Here is a 21,413-nt window from a genome sequence, read left to right on the forward strand (position 1 = left end):
ATCAGGCGGCCTTGTTGGCGGCACGCGCGGCGAGGAAGCCGGGTACCAGCAGCGGCGCCAGACGCTCGACCGGCGCGACATGCTCCTCGCGGTAGTGGTGCTCCGGCGCGAGCAGGTTGATCGTGCCGACCACTTTGCCGTCATAGATCGCGGGGATGTTGATCACGGAGCCCAGCCCCATGCTTTCGATCAGCTCGTGATCGAAGAAGGCCCAGCGGATGCCGGCCTTGTCCTTGCCGAGATAGGGCTGGCGGCCGTCCAGCACATGCTTGCCCCAGGGCGTCGGGCCCATCGTCTTGCGGCCGGAGACCGGGTACTCGGTCGGCCGGTTGGAAAAGATGCGCGCGACTTCCTGCCCGTCGACATAGAGCAGCGTGAACAGCTCGTGGCCGACGAGGCGGCGGGTGATGTCCTCGAAGGCCTTGAAGACCGTATCGGGCTGGCCGGGCTCCTTGATGAGGGCGGAGAGGGTGGCGAGATCGTCGGACATGGGCAGGCCTTCTTTGCTTCAAGCGGCGGTCGGAGGAACCGGCGCCTTCGGGATGCGCTCGGGCAGGATGCCCTGCGGCTTGAGGTGCAGGACGAGGATGAGGGCGATGCCGATCAGCATCTCGCGCGTGGCGGCGAGCTGGACCGGCTGGAGGCCGGGCACCCATTCGGTGACGAAGCGTGTCGCCTCCAGGAAGATCACGACGAGATAGGCGCCAAGCACGGCCCCGCTCGGACGCCCGACACCGCCGGCCGTGACGGCAAGGAAGATGTAGATCGTAATCAGCGGCTGGAAATGATCCGGCGAGACATAGGACTGGAAATGGGCGTAGAGCGCGCCCGCCAGCGCCGCGATCGCCGCCGAGAGCGCGAAGGCCTGGAGCTTGAAGCGCAGCACCGGCTTGCCGGCGAAGGCCGCGAGCTGCTGGTCTTCGCGGATCGCCTTCAAGGCGCGGCCATAGGGCGAGCCATCGAGCCGGCGCAGCAGCGCCCAGACGATCACCAACACCAGCGTGGCGAGGCCGAGATAGAACCAGGCGAAGTTCTGCGTGCCGAGCTCGGCCTTGAGCGGCGCCTTGATGCCGGAAATGCCGTCGGAGCCATTGGTCAGCCAGCGCTCGTTGAGCGCCACGAGCCGGATGACCTCCGCGAAGCCGAGCGTGACGATGGCAAGATAATCGTCACGCAGGCGCAAGGTTGCGAAGGTGACTATGAGCCCGACCGCAGCACCCACGACCAGCGCCGCCCCCCAGCCGATCAGAACCGGCGCGCCGGCACCGGTCGCCAGCGCCGAGGCATAGGCGCCGACGGCGAAGAAGCCGGCGAGGCCGAGATTGACGAGGCCGGCGCTGCCCCAGATCAGGTTCAGGCTGAGCGCGAGCAGGCCGTAGATGGCGCAGAGCGTCAGGGTGAAGATCAGATAGGACAGCATCAGGCGGCCCTTTCCCCGAGGAGGCCGCGCGGCCGGAAGGTCAGCATCAGCAGGATCGCGACGAAGCCGACGCCGGTGCGATAGGTCGCGGGCACGACGAGCAGCGCCAGTTCCTCGGCGATGCCGAGCATCAGCGCGCCGGCGACCGCGCCGGGGATCGAGCCCAGACCGCCGAGCACGGCGGCGGCGAAGACCGAGAGCAGCACGCGATAGCCGGTCAGCGGATCGATCGAGGTGTCCAATCCGATCAGAACGCCGCCGACGCCGGTCAGCCCCGCGCCGAGGAACAGCGTGACGATCGCGATCTTCGCGGGGTCGATGCCCTTGAGCCGGGCGAGATCGGGGTTGTCCGCGACGGCGCGCATCGCCTTGCCGAAGCGGGTATAGCGCAGGAACAGGAACATCGTCGCCATGATCGCGACGGCCAGCAGCAGGCTCTGGAGCTGCTGCGGGCCGATGCGCAGGTCGCCGAAGCGCATGTCGCGCGCGATCGGCAGGTCGTAGCCGCGCATCTCGTTGCCGAAGATGAAGCGGACGATATTCTCCAGCACGAGATTGAGCGCGATCGAGGCGATGGCCACGATCAGCGCGCCGTTGCCGCGCAGGCGCTTCAGCGAGGTCTCCTCGGCGACGACCCCGACGAAGCCGGTCACCGCGAAGGCGACGAGGAGCGCGGCCGGTATCGGCAGCCCCATCGCGACATTCGCCCACCAAGCGGCAAAGGCGCCGATGGTGGCATAGGCCGCGATGGCGAAGTTCGGATAGCGCAGCACCGCGAAGATGGCGGAGAAGCCGATGGCCGGGACGGCGATCAGCGTCCCGGTCATCACCCCGTTGATGAGCGCCTGCAGGAGCTGGCTCACGCGATCTTCACCAGCGCCAGCTTGCCTGATTGCACCTGCTCGTAGCGGAACTGGCAATCGGCGATGTCGCCGGTCTCGGTGAAGTCGCAGGGGCCGCTGGCGCCGTCATAATCGACCGGCTGCTTGGCCGCGATCGCCTTCAGCCCGTCGATGGCGTTGTCCACCTTGGCGCCGCCCTGCGCCTGGCTGACCTTGCGCACCGCTTCCTTGATCGCGGTGCCCGAGCTGTCGCCGGCGATGGCGATCGCCATCAGGATCAGGTTGATCTGGTCGTAGACCTGCGTGGTGTACGGATCGGGCGAGGCGACGCCGATCATCTTGACCAGCCGCGCATAGGCCTTCGAGCCCTCGGCCGGCGAGGGCGCGATGGTGAAGGTCTTGTCGACGACCTCGGCCGGCACACTCTCGACCAGCTTCTGGTTGACGGCATAGCCGAAGGCGACCTTCAGCCCCGAATAGCCAGCGCGGTAGGCATCCTTCAGCATGACGGCGGTATCGGGCGTGTAGCCGCCGAAGATGATCGCGTCGGGCTTGAAGCGCAGCACCTCGTCGATCTCGCTGCGATAGGCCGGCTTCTTGTCGTCATAGATCAGCGAGCCGGTCTCGCCGCCGGCCTTCTTCACGGCCTCGGTGATATTGTCGAACTGGCTTTTGGCGAAGGGCGTCTGCGGCGAGAGGAAGAAGACGCGCTTGGCCTTCTCTGCGATGCAGAACTCGCCGAACTTGCGGCCCTGCAGCGTCGTGTTCGGCTGGGTGCGGATCAGGTAGCCCTGATGCGGCAGCTGCGTGATCGAATCGGCGCCGGAGACAGTCGCGAGGAAGGTCTTCGATTCCCAGCACAGCGGCGCGACGGCGGTGGTGACCGCGGAGGACCAGGTGCCGAGGATGGCCGAGACCTTGTCGACATCGATCAGCTTGCGGGCGGCGCGCACGCCGGCTTCCGGGCTGGTCTGGTCGTCCTCCGAGATCAGCTCGACCTTGCGGCCGAGCACGCCGCCGGCGGCATTGACCTCGTCGACGACGGCCTTGACCGCCTTGACCATGACCGGGCCATAGGGGCCGCCCGCGCCGGTGAGCGGCGTCAGCGTGCCGATCTTGATCGGGGCGCCCTGGGCGAGCGCGCGGCCGGGCAGCGCTGAGAGGCCGGCAAGTGCGGCGGCGCCAGCCAGAAGCGTACGGCGGTCGGTCGTGAAAGCGGTCATGATGTTCCCCTGTTGTCTTGTTGGTTTGCTGTCGTGTCGGCGTCGTCCTAGCCGCCAAGGAAGAGCCGGCGGATTTCGGGATCGGTGGCGAGCGCGGGGCCCGCGCCCTCGCGGCTGTTGCGGCCGGAAACCAGCACATAGCCGCGCGTCGAGATCTGCAGCGCTTCGAGCGCATGCTGCTCGACCATCAGGATCGGCAGGCCGCCCTTGTTGAGCGCGACGATCGCGTCGAACAACTCGTCGGCGGCCTTGGGCGAGAGCCCCGCCGTCGGCTCGTCGAGCAGCAGCAGGGCAGGGGCGTTCATCAGTCCCATCGCCATGGCGAGGATCTGGCGCTGGCCGCCCGAGAGTGTGCGCGCCAGCGCCTTGCGCTTCTCCGCCAGCATCGGATAGCGCGCATAGAGCTCCTCAGCTCGCGCGCCGACCTTGCCCGGCTCCTGGAAGCCACTGATCTCGAGATTCTCCGCGACCGTCATCGCGCCGAAGACGTTGCGCTCCTGCGGCACGAAACCGATGCCGGCCTTCGCCCGGCCGAGCGCGTTCTCGCGGGTGACGTCGTCGCCCTTGAGCTTGATCGTACCGTCGCGCGCCTGGACGAGGCCTGCGATGGTCTTGAGCAGCGTCGACTTGCCGGCGCCGTTCGGGCCGATGATCGAGACGATCTCGCCGGGCGCCACCGTGAGCGAGGTGCCCTTCAGGATCTGCTCGGCCGCGCCATAGCCGGCAACGACGCCGTCGACGGCAAGCAATTCGCCCTGTGCCGCGCTCAATGACGCCTCCCGAGATAGGCTTCCTGCACGCGGGTGTCGGTGGCGACCTCGTCGAACGTGCCCTGTGTCAGCGTCTTGCCCTCGGCCATGACGATGACGGGCGCGCAGAGCTTCTTGATCAGCCCCATGTCGTGCTCGATCAGGCAGATGGTCAGCCCGTCGCGGTTGAGCGCGACGAGATGCGCGGCGATCTGCTCGGTCAGGCTCGGATTGACGCCCGCCATCGGCTCGTCGAGCAGCAGGATCTTGGGCTCGGCCATCAGCGCGCGGCCGATCTCGACCAGCTTCTTCTGGCCGCCGGAGAGCGCGGTCACGGGGTTGTCGAGCACATGGTCGAGCTTCAATCGGCGGGCGATGCCGAAGGCGCGCTCGGAGAGCTCGGCCTCGCGCCGCTTGGCCCCACCCGTGCCGATCAGCCCGGCCAGCAGGCCTTCGCCCGGCTGGTCGGCGCCATAGAGCATCAGATGCTGGAAGACGCTGAGCTTGGGAAAGCCGCGCGCGAGCTGGAAGGAGCGTACCAGCCCCGCCGCGACGAGCTTCTCCGGCGGCATCCCGGCTGTTTCCGTCGTGCCGAGCCGGACCGAGCCGGCCTGCGGCCGGTAGAGCCCGGAAACCGCATTGAACAGGGTCGACTTGCCGGCTCCGTTCGGCCCGATCAGCCCGGTGAATGAGCCCTGCGGCACCGCGAAATCGACGCCGCGCAATACCTGCACGCCGTAGAAGCCGAGCTTCAGCCCCTGGATGGTCAGTGCAGCCGTCATGCTGTCGCCGTCTTGCGCCGGCCGGTGAGGGCGGCCGCGGGTTTCATCGGGAAATGCTGCCGGACCTGCTGCTTCCAGAAGCCGAGCAGGCCCTCGTAATAGGCCGGGTCGTTCGGCCGCAGCACGGTCTGGCTGATCATGCCGCGCACCAGGCACATCGTCGCGTTCATCACGGTGCGGGTATGGTCGGGGTCGGTGCCGGCGCGGGCCGCGAGCGCGGTCCAGACCGCGTCGAGCCCGGCATGAAATTCCTTGACCGTCGGGATGAGATCGGCGCGGAAGGCCGGGTTGTGGCGGGCCTCCGGCAGATATTCCATCGTCACGTAGAACAGCCGGTCGTCCATCATCCGCCAGGCGTAGTCGACGATCTCGTCGCTGGAGCCGCCGCGCGCCATGAAATCCTCGGCGAAGCGGTGCAGGTCGCGGGCTGCCTTGCCCAGCATGTCGGCGACGGAGGCGCTGATGATCGCCTCACGGCCGGCGAAATGATGAGTCAGTGCACCCCTGGAGACGCCGGCCATGCGGGCGATCTCCGGGGTGGTGGTGCGGGCCAGCCCCTGGTCGTGCAGCAGGTCGATGGTCGCGTTCATCAGCCGCGCGGATGTCTCCGCGCTGCGCTCCTTCTGCGATCGTCGCTTGCCGGAAACCCTCATGCCGACCTCGCTCCCCTGACGATTGGAAAACGGTGCGGGCTCACTTACAAACAGTCAAGCCTGTTTTTTGAAAGCCGAGAGAGTGTCCTGAATGCGGGACCTGTCGTGACTTTCAAAGGAGCGGGCATCCCGGGCGGAGCGCAGCGAATAGTTGTCACGGTCGGGCTTGCCCCGGCCAACCACGTCTCCATTGATGCCGTGCGGTGTCCAAGGCATGGATGCTCGCCACAAGGGCGAGCATGACGTGAGCTGGAACCGCGCCTTCGCGGAAAGGATCCTACCAGGGCCGCCGCGGCCCGGTGTCGATATGGATCAGGCCGTTCCAGTAGACATGATGGCCGCCGACCTCGGGCATGGCGCGCACCCATTCCAGCACGGCGCGGGGCCTGGCGCCGGGGACGCGGAAATCCATCGCCTGACAGCCCTTGTGATAGGAGCCGCGGCGGGCGCGCCAGGGCGGCCGCCAGGTCGAGGTCACCTTAACCGCCCCGTACTTGTCGGCGATCTTGCCGAGAATCTGCTTCAGTTCCTGCGGCAGGCAGGCGGTCGAGGTGCCGGGATCGGTCGAGATGCCCGGTCGCTCCGCCTTCTCGTTCGGGTCGAAGTCCGGCTCGGCGCCGGCCTTCTGGCCCGGCGTCAGCTTCGGCCACTCGACGCCCTCGTCGTCGTCCGGCTCGCCGGGGCTGGGCGGTGACGCGGGAGCCGCCGGCGTCTCCGATCCCTGTGTCACCGCCGGCGTCTCTTCGGAGAAGGCCAGCGCGGGCGTATCGGGGGCGGAGGCGCGCGGCGTCGGCGGCGGTACCACGATCGGCGGCAGTTTCGGCGTGCCTTCGAGATCGAGGTCGAACGGGCGCTGCGGCGGTAGCGGCGCGCGCATCGGCTCGCCGTCCTGAGCGCGGATAACGGTCGTCGAGAGCAGCAGGGCGAGCGCCGGCATGGCCAGAACCCGCGGAAGGCCGGCGCGGGTCATCGTGCCGTCATGCGTCCGGATTCCGCTGGCAAGGAGGAGGGGCGAGGGGCACGAAACATCGCAGGCCTTTCGGGGAAAGCGCTCGCACAGCCGGCAACGATTCGGCAGGGTGAACGGATGATTGCCGTTCCCGCATGCCGAAAGCAGGCGGTTTTGTCGGATTTTCGCCACTGCTCTGCAGGGCGATGGCGGGACGTGGCCGGATTTTGCCGCATTCTGCGCTGGGTTCAACCCGGATACGGCGATTGTGCGGCGCGGCGGAGTCTTGCTTCATTCTAATCGAGGGTCTAAGCGACTGGGACAGCGCGCCGCCCCACGGCCGTCTGAAGTGAGTTCGACCATGCAAGCTGCCACGGTGCCTTCCATCCTGAGCGACTACCTGCCTCTGGTGCTGTTCATCGGCGTCTCGGCGGTCATCGGCCTGGCCCTGCTCATCGCGCCCTTCGCGATCGCCTATTCGAAGCCGGATGCGGAAAAGCTCTCGGCCTATGAATGCGGCTTCAACGCCTTCGACGACGCGCGCATGAAGTTCGACGTCCGGTTCTACCTGGTCGCGATTCTCTTCATCATCTTCGATCTGGAGGTCGCGTTCCTGTTCCCCTGGGCCGTCGCCTTCGGCGGGCTCGGCTGGTATGGCTTCTGGTCGATGATGATCTTTCTCGGCGTGCTCACCGTGGGTTTCATCTACGAGTGGCGCAAGGGCGCGCTGGAGTGGGACTGACTGTCGGGTTGCGAGGCGGCGCTCCGCTTTCGATCCGGCAGGCAAAGGTTCACAAGGATTAGGTTATGGCAATCACAGCGATCGATCGTGGTGATCCGCTCGTTGCGCAGGCGCCGAGGGGCTTGCTCGGTCCCGACGGCAAGCCGCTGGGGACGCGTGATCCCTTCTTCGTCGAGATCAACAACGAGCTGGCCGACAAGGGCTTCCTCGTCACCGCGACCGACGATCTGATCAACTGGGCCCGCACGGGCTCGCTGATGTGGATGACCTTCGGCCTGGCCTGCTGCGCCGTCGAGATGATGCAGCTCTCGATGCCGCGCTACGATGTCGAGCGCTTCGGCTTCGCGCCGCGCGCCTCGCCGCGCCAGTCCGACGTGATGATCGTCGCGGGCACGCTGACCAACAAGATGGCTCCCGCTCTGCGCAAGGTCTACGACCAGATGCCGGAGCCGCGCTACGTCATCTCGATGGGCTCCTGCGCCAATGGCGGCGGCTACTACCACTACAGCTACTCGGTGGTGCGCGGCTGCGACCGCATCGTCCCGATCGACATCTATGTCCCGGGCTGCCCGCCGACGGCAGAGGCGCTGCTTTACGGCGTCCTGCTGCTGCAGAAGAAGATCCGCCGCACCGGCACGATCGAGCGCTGAGCGCTCCGTCGGTCGATGCTGCAGGCGATGAAGGTGAGACGATGAGCGAAGCGCTCGTACAACTCGGCGAAGAGATCAAGGCCGCGCTGCCCGGCGCGGTGACGGAGGCGGTCGTCGCCTTCGAGGAGCTCACGATCCATGCCGAGGCGGCTTCGATCGTCGCGGTCCTGCGTGCGCTCTACAGCGATCCGCGCTTCCGCTTCGTGAACTTCACCGATCTCGCCGGCGCCGACTATCCCGGCCGCGAGAAGCGCTTCGACGTCGTCTACCATCTGCTGGCGCCGCATCATAACCGCCGCATTCGCGTCAAGGTCCAGACCGACGAGGCGACGCCCGTCCCCTCCGTGATCGAGGTCTTCCCGGCGGCGAACTGGTTCGAGCGCGAGGCTTACGACTTCTACGGCATCCTGTTCTCCGGCCATCCTGACCTGCGCCGCATCCTCACCGATTACGGTTTTGAGGGTTATCCGCTGCGCAAGGACTTCCCGCTGACCGGCTTCGTCGAGGTCCGCTACGACGACGAGCAGAAGCGTGTCGTCTACGAGCCGGTGAAGCTCAACCAGGAATTCCGCAACTTCGATTTCCTCTCGCCGTGGGAAGGCACGGACTACGTGCTGCCGGGCGACGAGAAGGCGAAGGGGGCGTGATGACGGCTGCGGCGGAAAAACTCTCCGGCGGTTGTCTCTGCGGTTCCATCCGCTTCACGGCGACGCCCAAGAACGATGAGATGGATGTCTGCCATTGCGGCATGTGCCGGAAATGGAGCGGCGGCGTCTTCATGGCCGTGTCCTGTGGCGACGTGACGATCGAGGACGACAGCCAGCTCGGCAGCTACGTCTCGTCCGAATGGGCGATGCGGCAGTTCTGCCGGAACTGCGGCTCGAGCCTGTTCTGGCGCCTGCGCGAAGGCGAGGGCCATGTCGCCGTGGCCTTCCAGAGCTTCGACGACACCGGATCGTTCAAGTTCCTCGAAGAGATCTTCATCGATGAAAAGCCGGCGCTTTATGCCTTCGCCGGCGAGCGCCCGCGGCTGACGGGTGCCGAAGTGATGGCGCGCTTCCAGGCGCAGCAGGAAGGCCGGTCATGACCGAGCACAATATCCGCAATTTCTCGATCAATTTCGGCCCGCAGCACCCGGCCGCGCACGGCGTGCTGCGCCTCGTGCTGGAGCTCGACGGCGAGATCGTCGAGCGCGTCGATCCCCATATCGGCCTGCTGCATCGCGGCACCGAGAAGCTGATCGAGGCCAAGACCTATCTCCAGGCTGTGCCCTATTTCGACCGGCTCGACTATGTCGCGCCGATGAACCAGGAGCATGCCTTTGCGCTGGCGGTCGAGCGCCTCGTCGGCGTGACCGTGCCGCGCCGCGGCCAGCTCATCCGCGTGCTCTATTCCGAGATCGGCCGCATCCTCTCGCATCTGCTCAACGTCACCACGCAGGCGATGGACGTCGGCGCCCTCACGCCTCCGCTCTGGGGCTTCGAGGAGCGCGAGAAGCTGATGATCTTCTACGAGCGGGCCTGCGGCGCGCGCATGCATGCGGCCTATGTCCGGCCCGGCGGCGTGCACCAGGACATCCCGGTCTCGCTGATCCATGACATCGCCGAGTGGTGCGATCCCTTCCTCAAGGTCTGCGACGACCTCGAAGGGCTGCTCAGCGACAACCGCATCTTCAAGCAGCGCAACGTCGATATCGGCGTGGTCGATCTCGAGACCTGCTGGAAATGGGGCTTCTCGGGCGTGATGGTGCGCGGCTCCGGCGCGCCCTGGGACCTGCGCAAGTCGCAGCCCTACGAGTGCTACGAGGAGATGGAATTCGACATCCCCGTCGGCAAGAACGGCGACTGCTTCGACCGCTACCACATCCGCATGGAAGAGATGCGCCAGTCGGTGCGCATCATGAAGCAGTGCTGCGACAAGCTCTTGGCGCCTGATGGCGGCGGCCCGGTCTCCTCGCTCGACGGCAAGATGGTGCCGCCCAAGCGCGGCGAGATGAAGCGCTCGATGGAAGCGCTGATCCACCACTTCAAGCTCTATACCGAGGGCTACAAGGTGCCGGCCGGCGAGGTCTATGCCGCCGTCGAGGCGCCGAAGGGCGAATTTGGCGTCTATCTGGTCTCGGACGGCACCAACAAGCCCTATCGCTGCAAGATCAAGGCCCCGGGCTTCGCCCATCTCCAGGCCATGGATTTCATGTGCCGCAAGCACATGCTCGCCGACGTCTCCGCGATCCTCGGCTCCCTCGATATCGTCTTTGGTGAGGTGGACCGCTAATGTCCGTCCGTCGTCTCGCGCCCGATCCCATCCAGCCTGCCTCCTTCGCCTTCACCGCGGCGAACGAGAACTGGATCGACCAGCAGATCGCCAAGTACCCCGAAGGCCGCCAGGCTTCCGCCGTCATCCCGCTTTTGTGGAAGGCGCAGGAGCAGGAGGGCTGGGTCTCGCGCGCCGTGATCGAGACCGTCGCGAAGCGCTTAGGGATGGCGCCGATGCGCGTGCTGGAGGTCGCGACCTTCTACACGATGTTCAACCTGCAGCCGGTTGGCGAGTTTTTCGTCCAGCTCTGCGGCACGACGCCCTGCGCGCTGCGCGGCGCGGAAGCGCTGAAGAAGGTCTGCGAGGACGTCATCGGCCCGCAATCGACCGTGACCGCCGACGGCAAGCTCTCCTGGCTCGAAGTCGAGTGCCTGGGGGCCTGCTGCAACGCTCCGATGGCGCAGATCAATGTCGATTACTACGAGGACCTGACGCCGGCTTCCTTCCGCCAGCTTCTCGACGACATGCGCAATGGCCGCGCCACCAAGCCCGGCCCGCAGAACGGCCGCACCGGCTCCGAGCCGGAAGGCGGCCCGCAGACGTTGACCGACAAGGCGCTCTATGACGGCTCGATGATCGGCGCCGGCGACTGGCAGAAGCGCGTCGTCGAGCAGCGCAAGGCTGCCGCCGAGGCCGCCGCCGCCAAGGCCGCCGCCGAGGCTGAGGCCAAGAAAGCAGCTGAAGCCGAGGCCAAGAAGGCCGAGGCGACCCCGGCCGCCGTCGCTGCCAAGCCTGCGACCGAGACGGCTGCTGCCGGCCGTCCGAAGCCCTCTGCTCCCGCCCAGCCTTCGAGCGCCGCGAACGATACGCCGGCCGCCAAGGGCAAGGTCGAGAAGAAGGATGTCGCCGAGGCTGCCAAGCCTGCTGCTGCGGCCAAGCCTGCTGCTGCGGCCAAGCCCGCTGCTGTGGCGAAGCCCGCGCCGGCGTCGGCTGCGACCGACGAGAGCAAGCCCGAATTGCTGACCGCTGCCCGCGGCGGCAAGGGCGACGATCTCGAACTGATCTGGGGCGTCGGGCCGAAGTTGGCTAAGATGCTCAACGAGATGGGGGTCTGGCATTTCGACCAGATCGCCAAATGGACACCGGCGGAGCTCGCCTGGGTCGATGCGCGGCTGACCGGCTTCAAGGGCCGGGCGCTGCGTGACGACTGGATTGCTCAGTCGAAGAAGCTCGCGACGGGCTGGCGCCCGGAGTCGAAGCTTGGCGACAAGCCGGCAGAGTGAGGCACTAGGACATGCTCGCAGATCGCGATCGCATCTTCACCAATCTCTACGGCCTGCATGACCGTACCCTGAAGGGTGCGATCAAGCGCGGCGGCTGGGATGGCACCAAGTTCATCCTGGAGCAGGGCCGGGACTGGATCATCGACGAGATGAAGAAGTCCGGCCTGCGCGGCCGCGGCGGCGCCGGCTTCCCGACCGGGCTGAAATGGTCGTTCATGCCCAAGCAGAGCGACGGGCGCCCGCATTATCTCGTCGTCAACGCCGACGAGTCGGAGCCGGGCACCTGCAAGGATCGCGAGATCATGCGCAACGACCCGCATACGCTGGTCGAGGGCTGCCTGATCGCCTCCTTCGCCATGGGCGCGCACGCGGCCTATATCTACATCCGCGGTGAATATATCCGCGAGCGCGAGGCGCTGCAGCGCGCCGTCGACGAGGCCTATGCCGCCAAGTTGATCGGCAAGGACAACGTCCACGGCTATCCCTTTGATCTCTATGTGCATCACGGCGCCGGCGCCTATATCTGCGGCGAGGAGACGGCGCTGCTGGAGAGCCTCGAAGGCAAGAAGGGCATGCCGCGGCTGAAGCCGCCATTCCCCGCCAATATGGGCCTCTATGGCTGCCCGACCACGGTGAACAACGTCGAGTCGATCGCGGTCGCCCCGACCATCCTGCGCCGCGGCGCGAGCTGGTTCTCCTCGCTCGGCACGCCGAATAATGTCGGCACCAAGGTGTTCTGCATTTCCGGCCACGTGAACAAGCCCTGCAACGTCGAGGAGGCGATGGGCATCCCGTTCCGTGAGCTGATCGAGAAGCATTGCGGCGGCATCCGCGGCGGCTGGGACAATCTCAAGGCGGTCATCCCCGGCGGTTCTTCGGTCCGCATGGTCCCGGCCGAGCAGATCATCGACACGCCGATGGATTTCGACTCGCTCTCGAAGCTGCGCTCCGGCCTCGGCACGGCGGCGGTCATCGTGATGGACAAGTCGACCGACATCGTCCGCGCCATCGCCCGCATCAGCCATTTCTACAAGCACGAGAGCTGCGGCCAGTGCACGCCTTGCCGCGAGGGCACGGGCTGGATGTGGCGCGTCATGGAGCGCATGGCCGAGGGCCGCGCCCAGAAGCGCGAGATCGACATGCTGCTCGACGTCACCAAGCAGATCGAGGGCCACACCATCTGCGCGCTCGGCGACGCAGCCGCCTGGCCGATCCAGGGCCTGATCGCGCATTTCCGTCACGAGATCGAGCAGCGCATCGACGACTATGCCGCCAACCCGCACAGCGAGCCTGTGCGCCTGATGGCGGCGGAGTGAGACCATGACGAAACTCCTCATCGACGGCGTCGAGGTCGACGTACCCGCCGAGTACACGGTTCTCCAGGCCTGCGAGGCGGCTGGCGCCGAGGTGCCGCGCTTCTGCTTCCACGAGCGCCTCTCGATCGCCGGCAACTGCCGCATGTGCCTCGTCGAGGTGAAGGGTGGCCCGCCGAAGCCGCAGGCCTCCTGCGCCATCGGCGTGCGCGATCTGCGCCCCGGCCCGAACGGCGAGCCGCCGGTCGTCCTGACCAAGTCGCCGATGGTCAAGAAGGCCCGCGAAGGGGTGATGGAGTTCCTGCTCATCAACCACCCGCTGGATTGCCCGATCTGCGACCAGGGCGGCGAGTGCGACCTGCAGGACCAGGCGATGGCCTATGGCGTCGACACCTCCCGCTATGCGGAGAACAAGCGCGCGGTCGAGGACAAGTATATCGGCCCGCTGGTCAAGACCTCGATGACGCGCTGCATCCAGTGCACGCGCTGCGTCCGCTTCACCACCGAGGTCGCCGGCGCCTCCGACCTCGGCGCCATCGGCCGCGGCGAGGACATGGAGATCACGACCTATCTCGAGCAGGCGATGTCGTCGGAGCTGCAGGGCAACGTCGTCGATCTCTGCCCGGTCGGCGCGCTGACCTCGAAGCCCTACCAGAACAAGGCCCGGCCCTGGGAGCTCTCCAAGACCGAGAGCATCGACGTGATGGACGCCGTCGGCTCGGCCATCCGCGTCGACTCGCGCGGCAAGGAAGTGATGCGCATCCTGCCCCGCCTCAACGAGGCGGTGAACGAGGAATGGATCTCCGACAAGACCCGCCATGTCGCCGACGGCCTGCGCACGCAGCGTCTCGACCGGCCCTATATCCGCGAGAACGGCCGCCTGCGTCCCGCGAGCTGGAACGAGGCCTTCGCCGCCATCGCCAATAAGGTGAAGGGGACGGCGCCTGAGAAGATCGGCGCGATCGCCGGCGATCTCGCCGCGGTCGAGGAGATGTTCGCGCTGAAGAGCCTGATCGCCTCGCTCGGCTCCGCCAATCTCGACGCCCGCCAGGACGGCACGAAGCTGCATCCCAAGTTCGGCCGCGCGTCCTACGTCCTCAACGCGGGCATCGCCGGCATCGAGGACGCGACCTCGCTGCTGATCATCGGCTCTAACCCGCGCCGCGAGGCGCCGATCCTGAACGCCCGCATCCGCAAGCGCTGGCTGCGTGGCGACTTCAAGGTCAGCGTCATCGGCGACAAGGCCGACCTGACCTATACCTACGATTATCTTGGCGCCGGCCCGGAAACGCTGGCCGAGGTCGTGAAGTCGGCCGCTGCCGCTGGCGGCAAGCCAATGGTGCTGGTCGGGCAGGGCGCTCTCGCCCGTGCCGACGGCGAGGCCGTGCTTTCGCTCGCCGCCAAGGCGGCGCAGGCGCTCGGCGCCGTCGCTGAGGGCTGGAACGGCTTCGGCGTGATCCATACCGCCGCCGCCCGCGTCGGCGCACTCGATCTCGGCTTTGTGCCGGGCGAGGGCGGTCTCGATGCGGCTGCGATGGTCAAGCCGGGTGCGCTCGACGTGCTCTTCCTGCTCGGCGCCGACGAGATCGAGGTGCCGGAAGGCGCTTTCGTGATCTACCAGGGCACGCATGGCGACAAGGGCGCGCATCGCGCCGACGTCATCCTGCCGGGCGCGGCCTATACCGAGAAGTCCGGCACCTATGTGAACACGGAAGGCCGTGTGCAGATGGGCGACCGCGCCACCTTCCCGCCGGGCGATGCCCGCGAGGACTGGGCGATCCTGCGCGCGCTCTCAGGAGCTCTCGGCAAGACGCTGCCCTTCGACTCGCTGCCCGGCCTGCGCAAGGCGCTCTACGACGCGCACCCGCATTTCGCGGCGCTCGACGGCCTCCCAGTCAACGACGCCTCGGAGATCGGCAAGCTCGCCGGCCTCGGCGGCAAGACCGACAAGGCGGGCTTCGCGCCCGTCGTCGCCGATTTCTATCAGACCAACCCGATCGCGCGTGCCTCCGCCATCATGGCGGAATGCTCGGCGCTGGCCTCCGGCCGGCATCAGCAGGCGGCGGAGTAAGCGGCCATGAACTGGGACCTCGTCCTCGATATCGCGATCATCCTCGGCAAGAGCCTGCTGCTGCTGGTCTGCCTGCTGGTCTTCATCGCCTATATCCTGCTGGCCGACCGCAAGGTCTGGGCGGCGGTGCAGCTCCGCCGCGGCCCGAACGTGGTCGGACCCTGGGGCCTGTTCCAGAGCTTCGCGGACCTGATCAAGTTCGCGCTCAAGGAGCCGATCATCCCGTCCGGTGCCAACAAGGGCATCTTCCTGCTGGCGCCCTTCATCTCCTGCCTTCTGGCGCTCGGCGCCTGGGCGGTGATCCCGGTGGCGGAAGGCTGGGCGATCGCCGACATCAATGTCGGCGTGCTCTACATCCTCGCGATCTCCTCGCTCGGCGTCTACGGCATCATCATGGCCGGCTGGGCCTCGAACTCGAAATACCCGTTCATGAGCGCGCTGCGCTCGGCGGCGCAGATGGTGTCCTACGAGGTCTCGATCGGCTTCGTCATCATCACCGTGCTGCTCTGCGTCGGCTCGCTGAACCTCTCGGCGGTGGTCGAGGCGCAGCAGAACCGGGGTCTTGCGCATGCGCTCGGCGTGCCGTGGCTCTCGATCCTGAACTGGTACTTCATCCCGCTCTTTCCGATGTTCGTGGTCTTCTTCATCTCGGCGCTGGCCGAGACGAACCGGCCGCCCTTCGATCTGGCCGAGGCGGAATCCGAGCTCGTGGCGGGCTTCATGGTCGAATATTCCTCGACGCCGTACCTGCTGTTCATGCTCGGTGAATACGTGGCGATCATGACCATGTGCTCGCTGACCACGATCCTGTTCCTCGGCGGCTGGGCCCCTCCGGTCGCGCTGCCGCCCTTCACCTGGCTGCCCGGCGTGTTCTGGTTCGCGCTCAAGGTCTGCTTCGTGTTCTTCATGTTCGCGCTGGTGAAGGCCTTCGTGCCGCGCTACCGCTACGATCAGTTGATGCGCCTGGGCTGGAAGGTCTTTCTGCCGCTCTCCATCGGTAGCGTGGTGATCGTGGCGCTGGTGCTGCAGTTAACCGGCTGGGGCCCGGTCGCGGGATGAGTTGGGCCGGCCCGCTCGGTGCCCTGATCGGCTTCGGGCTCGGCCTGCTGGAATACCGGCTGATGTCGGCCGTGGTGATCGGGGCGCTCCGGCGCACGGATCGCTCGGAGACCGAAGCCGAGAGAGCTGACTACGAGCGCCGCATCCGCATCCTGCGAGCGGTTCTGGTTGTGATGACGATCGGCGTGATGCCGGTTCTGGGTTTCGTAATCGGCCGGACTGTGTTCGGCTGAGGATGTAAAGGACGAAGGCGATGTCACTCGCGCAAGCCGCAAGGGGCCTGCTGCTGAAGGAGTTCGTCGGGGCTATCGGCCTGTCGATGCGCTATTTCTTCAAGCCGAAGGCGACGCTGAACTACCCGTTCGAGAAGGGCCAGCTTTCGCCGCGCTTCCGTGGCGAGCATGCCTTGCGCCGCTATCCGAACGGCGAGGAGCGCTGCATCGCCTGCAAGCTCTGCGAGGCGATCTGCCCGGCGCAGGCCATCACCATCGAGGCCGGCCCGCGCCGCAACGACGGCACGCGTCGCACCACCCGTTACGACATCGACATGACCAAGTGCATCTACTGCGGTTTCTGCCAGGAAGCCTGCCCGGTCGATGCCATCGTCGAGGGGCCGAATTTCGAGTTCGCGACCGAGACCCGCGAGGAGCTGTTCTACGACAAGGACAAGCTGCTCGCGAACGGCGCGCGCTGGGAACGCGAGATCGCGCGCAACATCGCGATGGATGCGCCCTATCGGTGATTGACCGACCTCCGGCGTCGTCCCGCGATGATGCCGAAGGGTGCGATTGAGTTCACAGACCCGCCGTGCGGTTGTCCCGCCCGGCGGGCCTGATTATAGACGCTCCAAATTGCTGCGGGCCTTCTGAGTCCCGGAGCACGAACCAAACGAGGACCGCGCCGAAAAGGGGCGGGAAGGGCTGGCCGAGATGAATGCCGCAGCGGCTTTCTTCTATCTCTTCGCAGGGGTGACCGTGGCATCCGCCTTCATGGTGGTGACCTCGCGCAACCCCGTGCATTCCGTGCTGTTCCTGATCCTGGCCTTCGTCAACGCGGCCGGGCTCTTCATGCTGCTCGGTGCCGAGTTCCTCGCGATGCTGCTGGTCGTCGTCTATGTCGGCGCGGTCGCGGTGCTCTTCCTCTTCGTGGTGATGATGCTCGACGTCGATTTCGCCGAGTTCCGCCAGGGCTTCCTGAACTACCTGCCGATCGGCGCGCTGATCGGCTTCATCTTCGCCGTCGAGCTTTTGCTGGTCGTCGGCGCCTGGGTCATCGATCCGCAGATCGTCAAGGCGCCGGTCGCCGCGATCCCGGCGGGCATCTCGAACACCGAGGCGCTCGGCCGCGTGCTCTACACCCAGTATGTCTACTACTTCCAGGCGGCCGGCCTCGTGCTGCTCGTCGCCATGATCGGCGCGATCGTGCTGACGCTGCGCGACCGCCCCGGCATCAAGCGCCAGCACGTCCCGACGCAGAACGCCCGCACCAAGGACGCGGCGATGGCGGTCAAGCAGGTGCCTTCGCGCGCCGGCGTTCCCGAGGAGATGGCGTGATGACGATCGGACTGGGCCATTATCTCGCCGTCAGCGCCATCCTCTTCACGCTCGGCGTGCTCGGCATCTTCATCAACCGCAAGAACGTCATCGTCATCCTGATGTCGGTCGAGCTCATCCTGCTCTCGGTCAACCTGAACTTCGTCGCCTTCTCGAGCTTCCTGAACGACATCGTCGGCCAGGTTTTCGCGCTGCTCGTGCTCACGGTGGCGGCGGCTGAGGCCGCGATCGGTCTCGCCATTCTCGTCGTCTACTTCCGCAACCGCGGCACGATCGCGGTGGAAGACATCAACATGATGAAAGGCTGAGCGCGCCCCAGCGCCTGGACCTCACTGCCATGTATCACGCGATCGTCTTCCTCCCTCTCATCGGCTTCCTGATCGCCGGCCTCTTTGGCCGGCTGATCGGCGCGCGCGGCTCCGAGATCGTCACGACCTCGCTGCTGATGGTCTCCGCCGCCCTGTCCTGGGTCGCGCTCACCCAGGTCGGCTTCGGCTCCGGCACGACCCGCGTGCAGGTCGCGAGCTGGATCTCGTCCGGCGAATTGCAGGTCGACTGGGCCTTCCGCGTGGATACGCTGACGGCGGTGATGCTGGTCGTGGTCAACACGGTCTCCAGCCTCGTGCACCTCTACTCGATCGGCTACATGCACGAGGACGAGCACCGCTCGCGCTTCTTCGCCTATCTCTCGCTCTTCACCTTCGCGATGCTGATGCTGGTGACGGCGGACAACCTCGTCCAGATGTTCTTCGGCTGGGAGGGCGTCGGCCTCGCCTCCTATCTGCTGATCGGCTTCTGGTATCAGAAGCCCTCGGCCAATGCGGCTGCGATGAAGGCCTTCATCGTCAACCGCGTCGGCGATTTCGGCTTCCTGCTCGGCATCTTCCTGATCTTCGTGCTCTTCGGTGCCGTCACCTTCGACGCCATCTTCCCGCGCGCCGGCGAGATGGCGAGCCAGAGCTTCCGCTTCCTTGGCTATGACTGGAACGCCCTGACCCTGACCTGCCTGCTGCTGTTCATGGGCGCGATGGGCAAGTCGGCGCAGTTCCTGCTGCACACCTGGCTGCCGGACGCGATGGAAGGCCCGACCCCGGTTTCGGCGCTCATCCATGCCGCGACGATGGTCACCGCCGGGGTGTTCATGGTCGCGCGGCTGTCGCCGGTGTTCGAATACGCGCCCGTCGCACTCACCGTCGTCGTCGTCATTGGCGCCACCACCGCCTTTTTCGCGGCGACGGTCGGCCTCGTGCAGAACGACATCAAGCGCGTCATCGCCTATTCGACCTGTTCGCAGCTCGGCTACATGTTCGTCGCGCTCGGCGTCGGCAACTATGGCGCCGGCATCTTCCACCTGTTCACCCACGCCTTCTTCAAGGCGCTGCTGTTCCTCGGCGCCGGCTCGGTCATCCACGCGATGCATCACGAGCAGGACATGCGCCACATGGGCGGCCTCCGGAAGCACATCCCCCTGACTGCCGCCGCCATGACGATCGGCACGCTGGCGCTGACCGGATTCCCGGGCTTCGCCGGCTACTTCTCGAAGGATGCGGTCATCGAGAGCGCCTACGCCTCGGTGGCGCATGGCGGCCTCGCCTCGTCCTATGCCTTCGTGCTGCTGGTCGTCGCAGCCGGCATGACCTCGTTCTACTCCTGGCGGCTCTATTTCATGACCTTCGAGGGCGCGCCGCGCTGGGGCCATGGTCACGACGCGCATGGTCACGGCCATGACGATCACGCCCATGCCGCTGATGGGCACGACGGTCACGGCCACGGCCATGACCACACGCCGCATGAGAGCCCCTGGACGATGCTGGTTCCGCTCGCCGTGCTCTCGCTCGGCGCGATCGTGGCCGGCTACGCCTTCAAGGAAGCCTTCATCGGCCATGACTTCGAGCATTTCTGGAAGTCGGCGCTGTTCATGGGCAAGGACAACCACATCCTGCACGCCATGCACGAAGTCCCGAAATGGGTCGTCTGGTCGCCCTTCGTGGCGATGGTGATCGGCTTCGCGCTGGCCTGGTACATGTATGTTCGCCGGCCCGAGATTCCGGGCAAGCTGGCGGCCGCCAACCCGGCGCTCTACCAGTTCCTGCTCAACAAGTGGTACTTCGACGAACTCTACGACTTCCTGTTCGTCAGGCCCGCGAAGTGGCTCGGCCGCTTCCTCTGGAAGAAGGGCGATGGCCTCGTCATCGACGGCTTCGGCCCGGACGGCGTCTCGGCCCGCGTGGTCGACGTCACCAATCGGGTGGTCCGGCTTCAGACCGGCTATCTCTATCACTATGCCTTCGCCATGCTCATCGGTGTCGCTGGGCTCGTGACCTGGTATCTCGTGGCGCGCGGGTGAGATGATGTTCGGTTTCGGTATCCTCACCGGTCTCCTGATCCTGCCGCTGGTCGGCGCTGCCTTCATCCTGGTGCAGCGTGGCGACGAGGCTTCGGTCAACTCCAATGCGCGCTGGGCGGCGCTCGTCACGACGGTGCTCACCTTTGTGCTGGCCTGCGTCGCCTGGGGGCGCTTCGACACGGCCAATCCCGGCTTCCAGCTGGTCGAGACCCATGGCTGGGTTTCGGAGTCCATCAAGTTCAAGCTCGGCGTCGACGGCTTCTCCTTCCCCTTCATCGTGCTGACGGCCTTCCTGATGCCGTTCTGCATCCTCGCCTCCTGGACTTCGGTCGAGAAGCGGGTGCGCGAATACATGATCGCGTTCCTGGTGCTGGAAGCGCTGATGATCGGCGTCTTCGCGGCGCTCGACCTCGTGCTGTTCTACCTGTTCTTCGAGGCTGGCCTGATCCCGATGTTCCTGATCATCGGCATCTGGGGCGGCAAGCGGCGCGTCTACGCCTCCTACAAGTTCTTCCTCTACACGCTGCTCGGCTCGGTGCTGATGCTGCTGGCGGTGATGGCGATGTACTGGAACGCCGGCACCACCGACATCCCGACACTGCTGGCGCACAAGTTCCCGTCGCAGATGCAGCCCTGGCTGTGGCTCGCCTTCTTCGCCTCCTTCGCGGTGAAGATGCCGATGTGGCCGGTCCATACCTGGCTGCCCGACGCCCACGTCGAGGCGCCGACCGCCGGCTCCGTCGTTCTGGCGGCGATCCTGCTGAAGATGGGCGGCTACGGCTTCATCCGTTTCTCGATCCCGATGTTCCCGGAAGCCTCGGCGCTGTTCGCGCCGCTGGTTTTCGCCCTCTCCGTCATCGCCATCGTCTACACCTCGCTGGTGGCGCTGATGCAGGAGGACATGAAGAAGCTGATCGCCTATTCCTCGGTCGCCCATATGGGCTTCGTAACGATGGGCCTGTTCACCCTGACGCCGCAGGGCATCCAGGGTGCGATGTACCAGATGGTCAGCCACGGGCTGGTCTCGGGCGCGCTCTTCCTCTGCGTCGGCGTGATCTACGATCGCATGCACACCCGCGAGATCGCCGCCTATGGCGGGCTCGTGAACCGCATGCCGGCCTATGCCGTCGTCTTCATGATCTTCACGATGGCCAATGTCGGCCTGCCTGGCACCTCGGGCTTCGTCGGCGAGTTCCTGACGCTGCTCGGCGCCTTCCGCGCCAACCCCTGGGTGGCTTTCATCGCGACGTCGGGCGTCATCCTCTCGGCTGCCTACGCGCTCTGGCTCTACCGCCGCGTCGTCTTCGGCGAGCTGGTCAAGCCGGAGCTGAAGGACATCAAGGACCTGAACCCGCGTGAATTCGTGATCCTGGTCCCGCTCGTCCTGCTGACGATCTGGTACGGCATCCAGCCGCACACGATCCTCGACGCCTTCGCGGCGCCGACCGAAGCGCTCATCAAGAACTATCAGGCAGCCCTCGCCGTCGCCAAGACGGCGCTGGCGGCCGCGCAGTAAGGTCT

Annotated in this window: 23 protein-coding genes; 15 read left to right on the forward strand and 8 right to left on the reverse strand. The window is 66.3% G+C overall.

Features of this window, described 5'->3' with window-relative positions:
• Window position 1: 1 nt before the first annotated feature.
• From FHT98_RS23215 to FHT98_RS23250, 8 genes are all read right to left on the reverse strand, one after another.
• Entirely contained in the window at window positions 2-490 is a 489-nt protein-coding gene (locus FHT98_RS23215) for a GAF domain-containing protein (protein WP_061968186.1), read from the reverse strand.
• Between the two features lie 18 nt (window positions 491-508).
• Window positions 509-1,420, reverse strand: a complete 912-nt coding sequence (locus FHT98_RS23220; protein ID WP_142115445.1) for a branched-chain amino acid ABC transporter permease — start codon at window positions 1,418-1,420, stop codon at window positions 509-511.
• Window positions 1,420-2,283: a branched-chain amino acid ABC transporter permease gene (locus tag FHT98_RS23225; RefSeq protein WP_248309288.1), complete on the reverse strand. Its 864-nt coding sequence runs from the start codon at window positions 2,281-2,283 to the stop codon at window positions 1,420-1,422. The genes FHT98_RS23220 and FHT98_RS23225 overlap by 1 nt, the downstream gene beginning before the upstream one ends.
• Entirely contained in the window at window positions 2,280-3,485 is a 1,206-nt protein-coding gene (locus FHT98_RS23230) for an ABC transporter substrate-binding protein (RefSeq protein ID WP_142115446.1), read from the reverse strand. The genes FHT98_RS23225 and FHT98_RS23230 overlap by 4 nt, the downstream gene beginning before the upstream one ends.
• A 47-nt stretch (window positions 3,486-3,532) precedes the next feature.
• Window positions 3,533-4,255 (reverse strand): ABC transporter ATP-binding protein, encoded by a 723-nt coding sequence (locus FHT98_RS23235; protein ID WP_248309289.1) that lies wholly within the window; start codon window positions 4,253-4,255, stop codon window positions 3,533-3,535.
• A complete protein-coding gene (locus tag FHT98_RS23240) occupies window positions 4,252-5,016 on the reverse strand; it encodes an ABC transporter ATP-binding protein (protein ID WP_142115447.1) in 765 nt (254 codons plus the stop codon). The genes FHT98_RS23235 and FHT98_RS23240 overlap by 4 nt, the downstream gene beginning before the upstream one ends.
• Window positions 5,013-5,606 carry a TetR/AcrR family transcriptional regulator gene (locus FHT98_RS23245; protein WP_244492848.1) on the reverse strand — a complete coding sequence of 198 codons (594 nt, stop codon included), beginning with the start codon at window positions 5,604-5,606 and terminating at the stop codon, window positions 5,013-5,015. The genes FHT98_RS23240 and FHT98_RS23245 overlap by 4 nt, the downstream gene beginning before the upstream one ends.
• A 340-nt stretch (window positions 5,607-5,946) precedes the next feature.
• A complete protein-coding gene (locus tag FHT98_RS23250; RefSeq protein ID WP_142115448.1) occupies window positions 5,947-6,639 on the reverse strand; it encodes a YcbK family protein in 693 nt (230 codons plus the stop codon).
• 340 nt (window positions 6,640-6,979) lie between these two features.
• On the opposite strand from FHT98_RS23250, the gene FHT98_RS23255 reads away from it, so the two are divergent.
• The 15 genes from FHT98_RS23255 to FHT98_RS23325 all read left to right on the forward strand — a co-directional run bounded on the left by FHT98_RS23255 (window position 6,980) and on the right by FHT98_RS23325 (window position 21,408).
• Entirely contained in the window at window positions 6,980-7,360 is a 381-nt protein-coding gene (locus FHT98_RS23255; RefSeq protein WP_061968175.1) for an NADH-quinone oxidoreductase subunit A, read from the forward strand.
• A 65-nt stretch (window positions 7,361-7,425) separates the two neighbouring features.
• Window positions 7,426-8,010, forward strand: coding sequence for a NuoB/complex I 20 kDa subunit family protein (locus tag FHT98_RS23260; protein ID WP_061968173.1), 585 nt, complete (start codon window positions 7,426-7,428; stop codon window positions 8,008-8,010).
• A gap of 41 nt (window positions 8,011-8,051) precedes the next feature.
• The gene (locus tag FHT98_RS23265; protein ID WP_091859019.1) at window positions 8,052-8,657 is read left to right on the forward strand and encodes an NADH-quinone oxidoreductase subunit C; all 606 of its coding nucleotides are present in this window, start codon (window positions 8,052-8,054) and stop codon (window positions 8,655-8,657) included.
• Complete coding sequence (locus FHT98_RS23270; protein ID WP_061968170.1) at window positions 8,657-9,097, forward strand: GFA family protein; 441 nt, start codon at window positions 8,657-8,659, stop codon at window positions 9,095-9,097. The genes FHT98_RS23265 and FHT98_RS23270 overlap by 1 nt, the downstream gene beginning before the upstream one ends.
• Complete coding sequence (locus FHT98_RS23275) at window positions 9,094-10,284, forward strand: NADH-quinone oxidoreductase subunit D (RefSeq protein ID WP_061968168.1); 1,191 nt, start codon at window positions 9,094-9,096, stop codon at window positions 10,282-10,284. The genes FHT98_RS23270 and FHT98_RS23275 overlap by 4 nt, the downstream gene beginning before the upstream one ends.
• Window positions 10,284-11,549 carry an NADH-quinone oxidoreductase subunit NuoE gene (nuoE, locus tag FHT98_RS23280; RefSeq protein WP_142115449.1) on the forward strand — a complete coding sequence of 422 codons (1,266 nt, stop codon included), beginning with the start codon at window positions 10,284-10,286 and terminating at the stop codon, window positions 11,547-11,549. Before FHT98_RS23275 ends, nuoE begins: the two co-directional genes overlap by 1 nt.
• An 11-nt stretch (window positions 11,550-11,560) precedes the next feature.
• The gene (nuoF, locus tag FHT98_RS23285) at window positions 11,561-12,865 is read left to right on the forward strand and encodes an NADH-quinone oxidoreductase subunit NuoF (protein ID WP_142115450.1); all 1,305 of its coding nucleotides are present in this window, start codon (window positions 11,561-11,563) and stop codon (window positions 12,863-12,865) included.
• A 4-nt stretch (window positions 12,866-12,869) separates the two neighbouring features.
• Entirely contained in the window at window positions 12,870-14,933 is a 2,064-nt protein-coding gene (gene nuoG, locus FHT98_RS23290; RefSeq protein ID WP_142115451.1) for an NADH-quinone oxidoreductase subunit NuoG, read from the forward strand.
• Window positions 14,934-14,939: 6 nt separating this feature from the next.
• Window positions 14,940-15,992 (forward strand): NADH-quinone oxidoreductase subunit NuoH, encoded by a 1,053-nt coding sequence (gene nuoH / locus FHT98_RS23295; protein ID WP_061968162.1) that lies wholly within the window; start codon window positions 14,940-14,942, stop codon window positions 15,990-15,992.
• A complete protein-coding gene (locus FHT98_RS23300; protein WP_091859029.1) occupies window positions 15,989-16,225 on the forward strand; it encodes a hypothetical protein in 237 nt (78 codons plus the stop codon). The genes nuoH and FHT98_RS23300 overlap by 4 nt, the downstream gene beginning before the upstream one ends.
• A 20-nt stretch (window positions 16,226-16,245) precedes the next feature.
• On the forward strand, window positions 16,246-16,734 hold the full coding sequence (gene nuoI, locus FHT98_RS23305) for an NADH-quinone oxidoreductase subunit NuoI (RefSeq protein WP_038367698.1): 489 nt from the start codon (window positions 16,246-16,248) through the stop codon (window positions 16,732-16,734).
• A gap of 187 nt (window positions 16,735-16,921) precedes the next feature.
• A complete protein-coding gene (locus FHT98_RS23310; RefSeq protein WP_113585011.1) occupies window positions 16,922-17,545 on the forward strand; it encodes an NADH-quinone oxidoreductase subunit J in 624 nt (207 codons plus the stop codon).
• Window positions 17,545-17,853 carry an NADH-quinone oxidoreductase subunit NuoK gene (gene nuoK, locus FHT98_RS23315; RefSeq protein ID WP_061968159.1) on the forward strand — a complete coding sequence of 103 codons (309 nt, stop codon included), beginning with the start codon at window positions 17,545-17,547 and terminating at the stop codon, window positions 17,851-17,853. Before FHT98_RS23310 ends, nuoK begins: the two co-directional genes overlap by 1 nt.
• 29 nt (window positions 17,854-17,882) lie before the next feature.
• A complete protein-coding gene (nuoL, locus tag FHT98_RS23320) occupies window positions 17,883-19,892 on the forward strand; it encodes an NADH-quinone oxidoreductase subunit L (protein WP_142115452.1) in 2,010 nt (669 codons plus the stop codon).
• 4 nt (window positions 19,893-19,896) lie between these two features.
• Window positions 19,897-21,408 carry an NADH-quinone oxidoreductase subunit M gene (locus tag FHT98_RS23325; RefSeq protein ID WP_061968156.1) on the forward strand — a complete coding sequence of 504 codons (1,512 nt, stop codon included), beginning with the start codon at window positions 19,897-19,899 and terminating at the stop codon, window positions 21,406-21,408.
• Window positions 21,409-21,413: the final 5 nt, after the last annotated feature.

The organism is Allobosea sp. AK1, assembly GCF_006714945.1.
GTDB classification, from domain to species: Bacteria; Pseudomonadota; Alphaproteobacteria; order Rhizobiales; family Beijerinckiaceae; genus Allobosea; species Allobosea robiniae.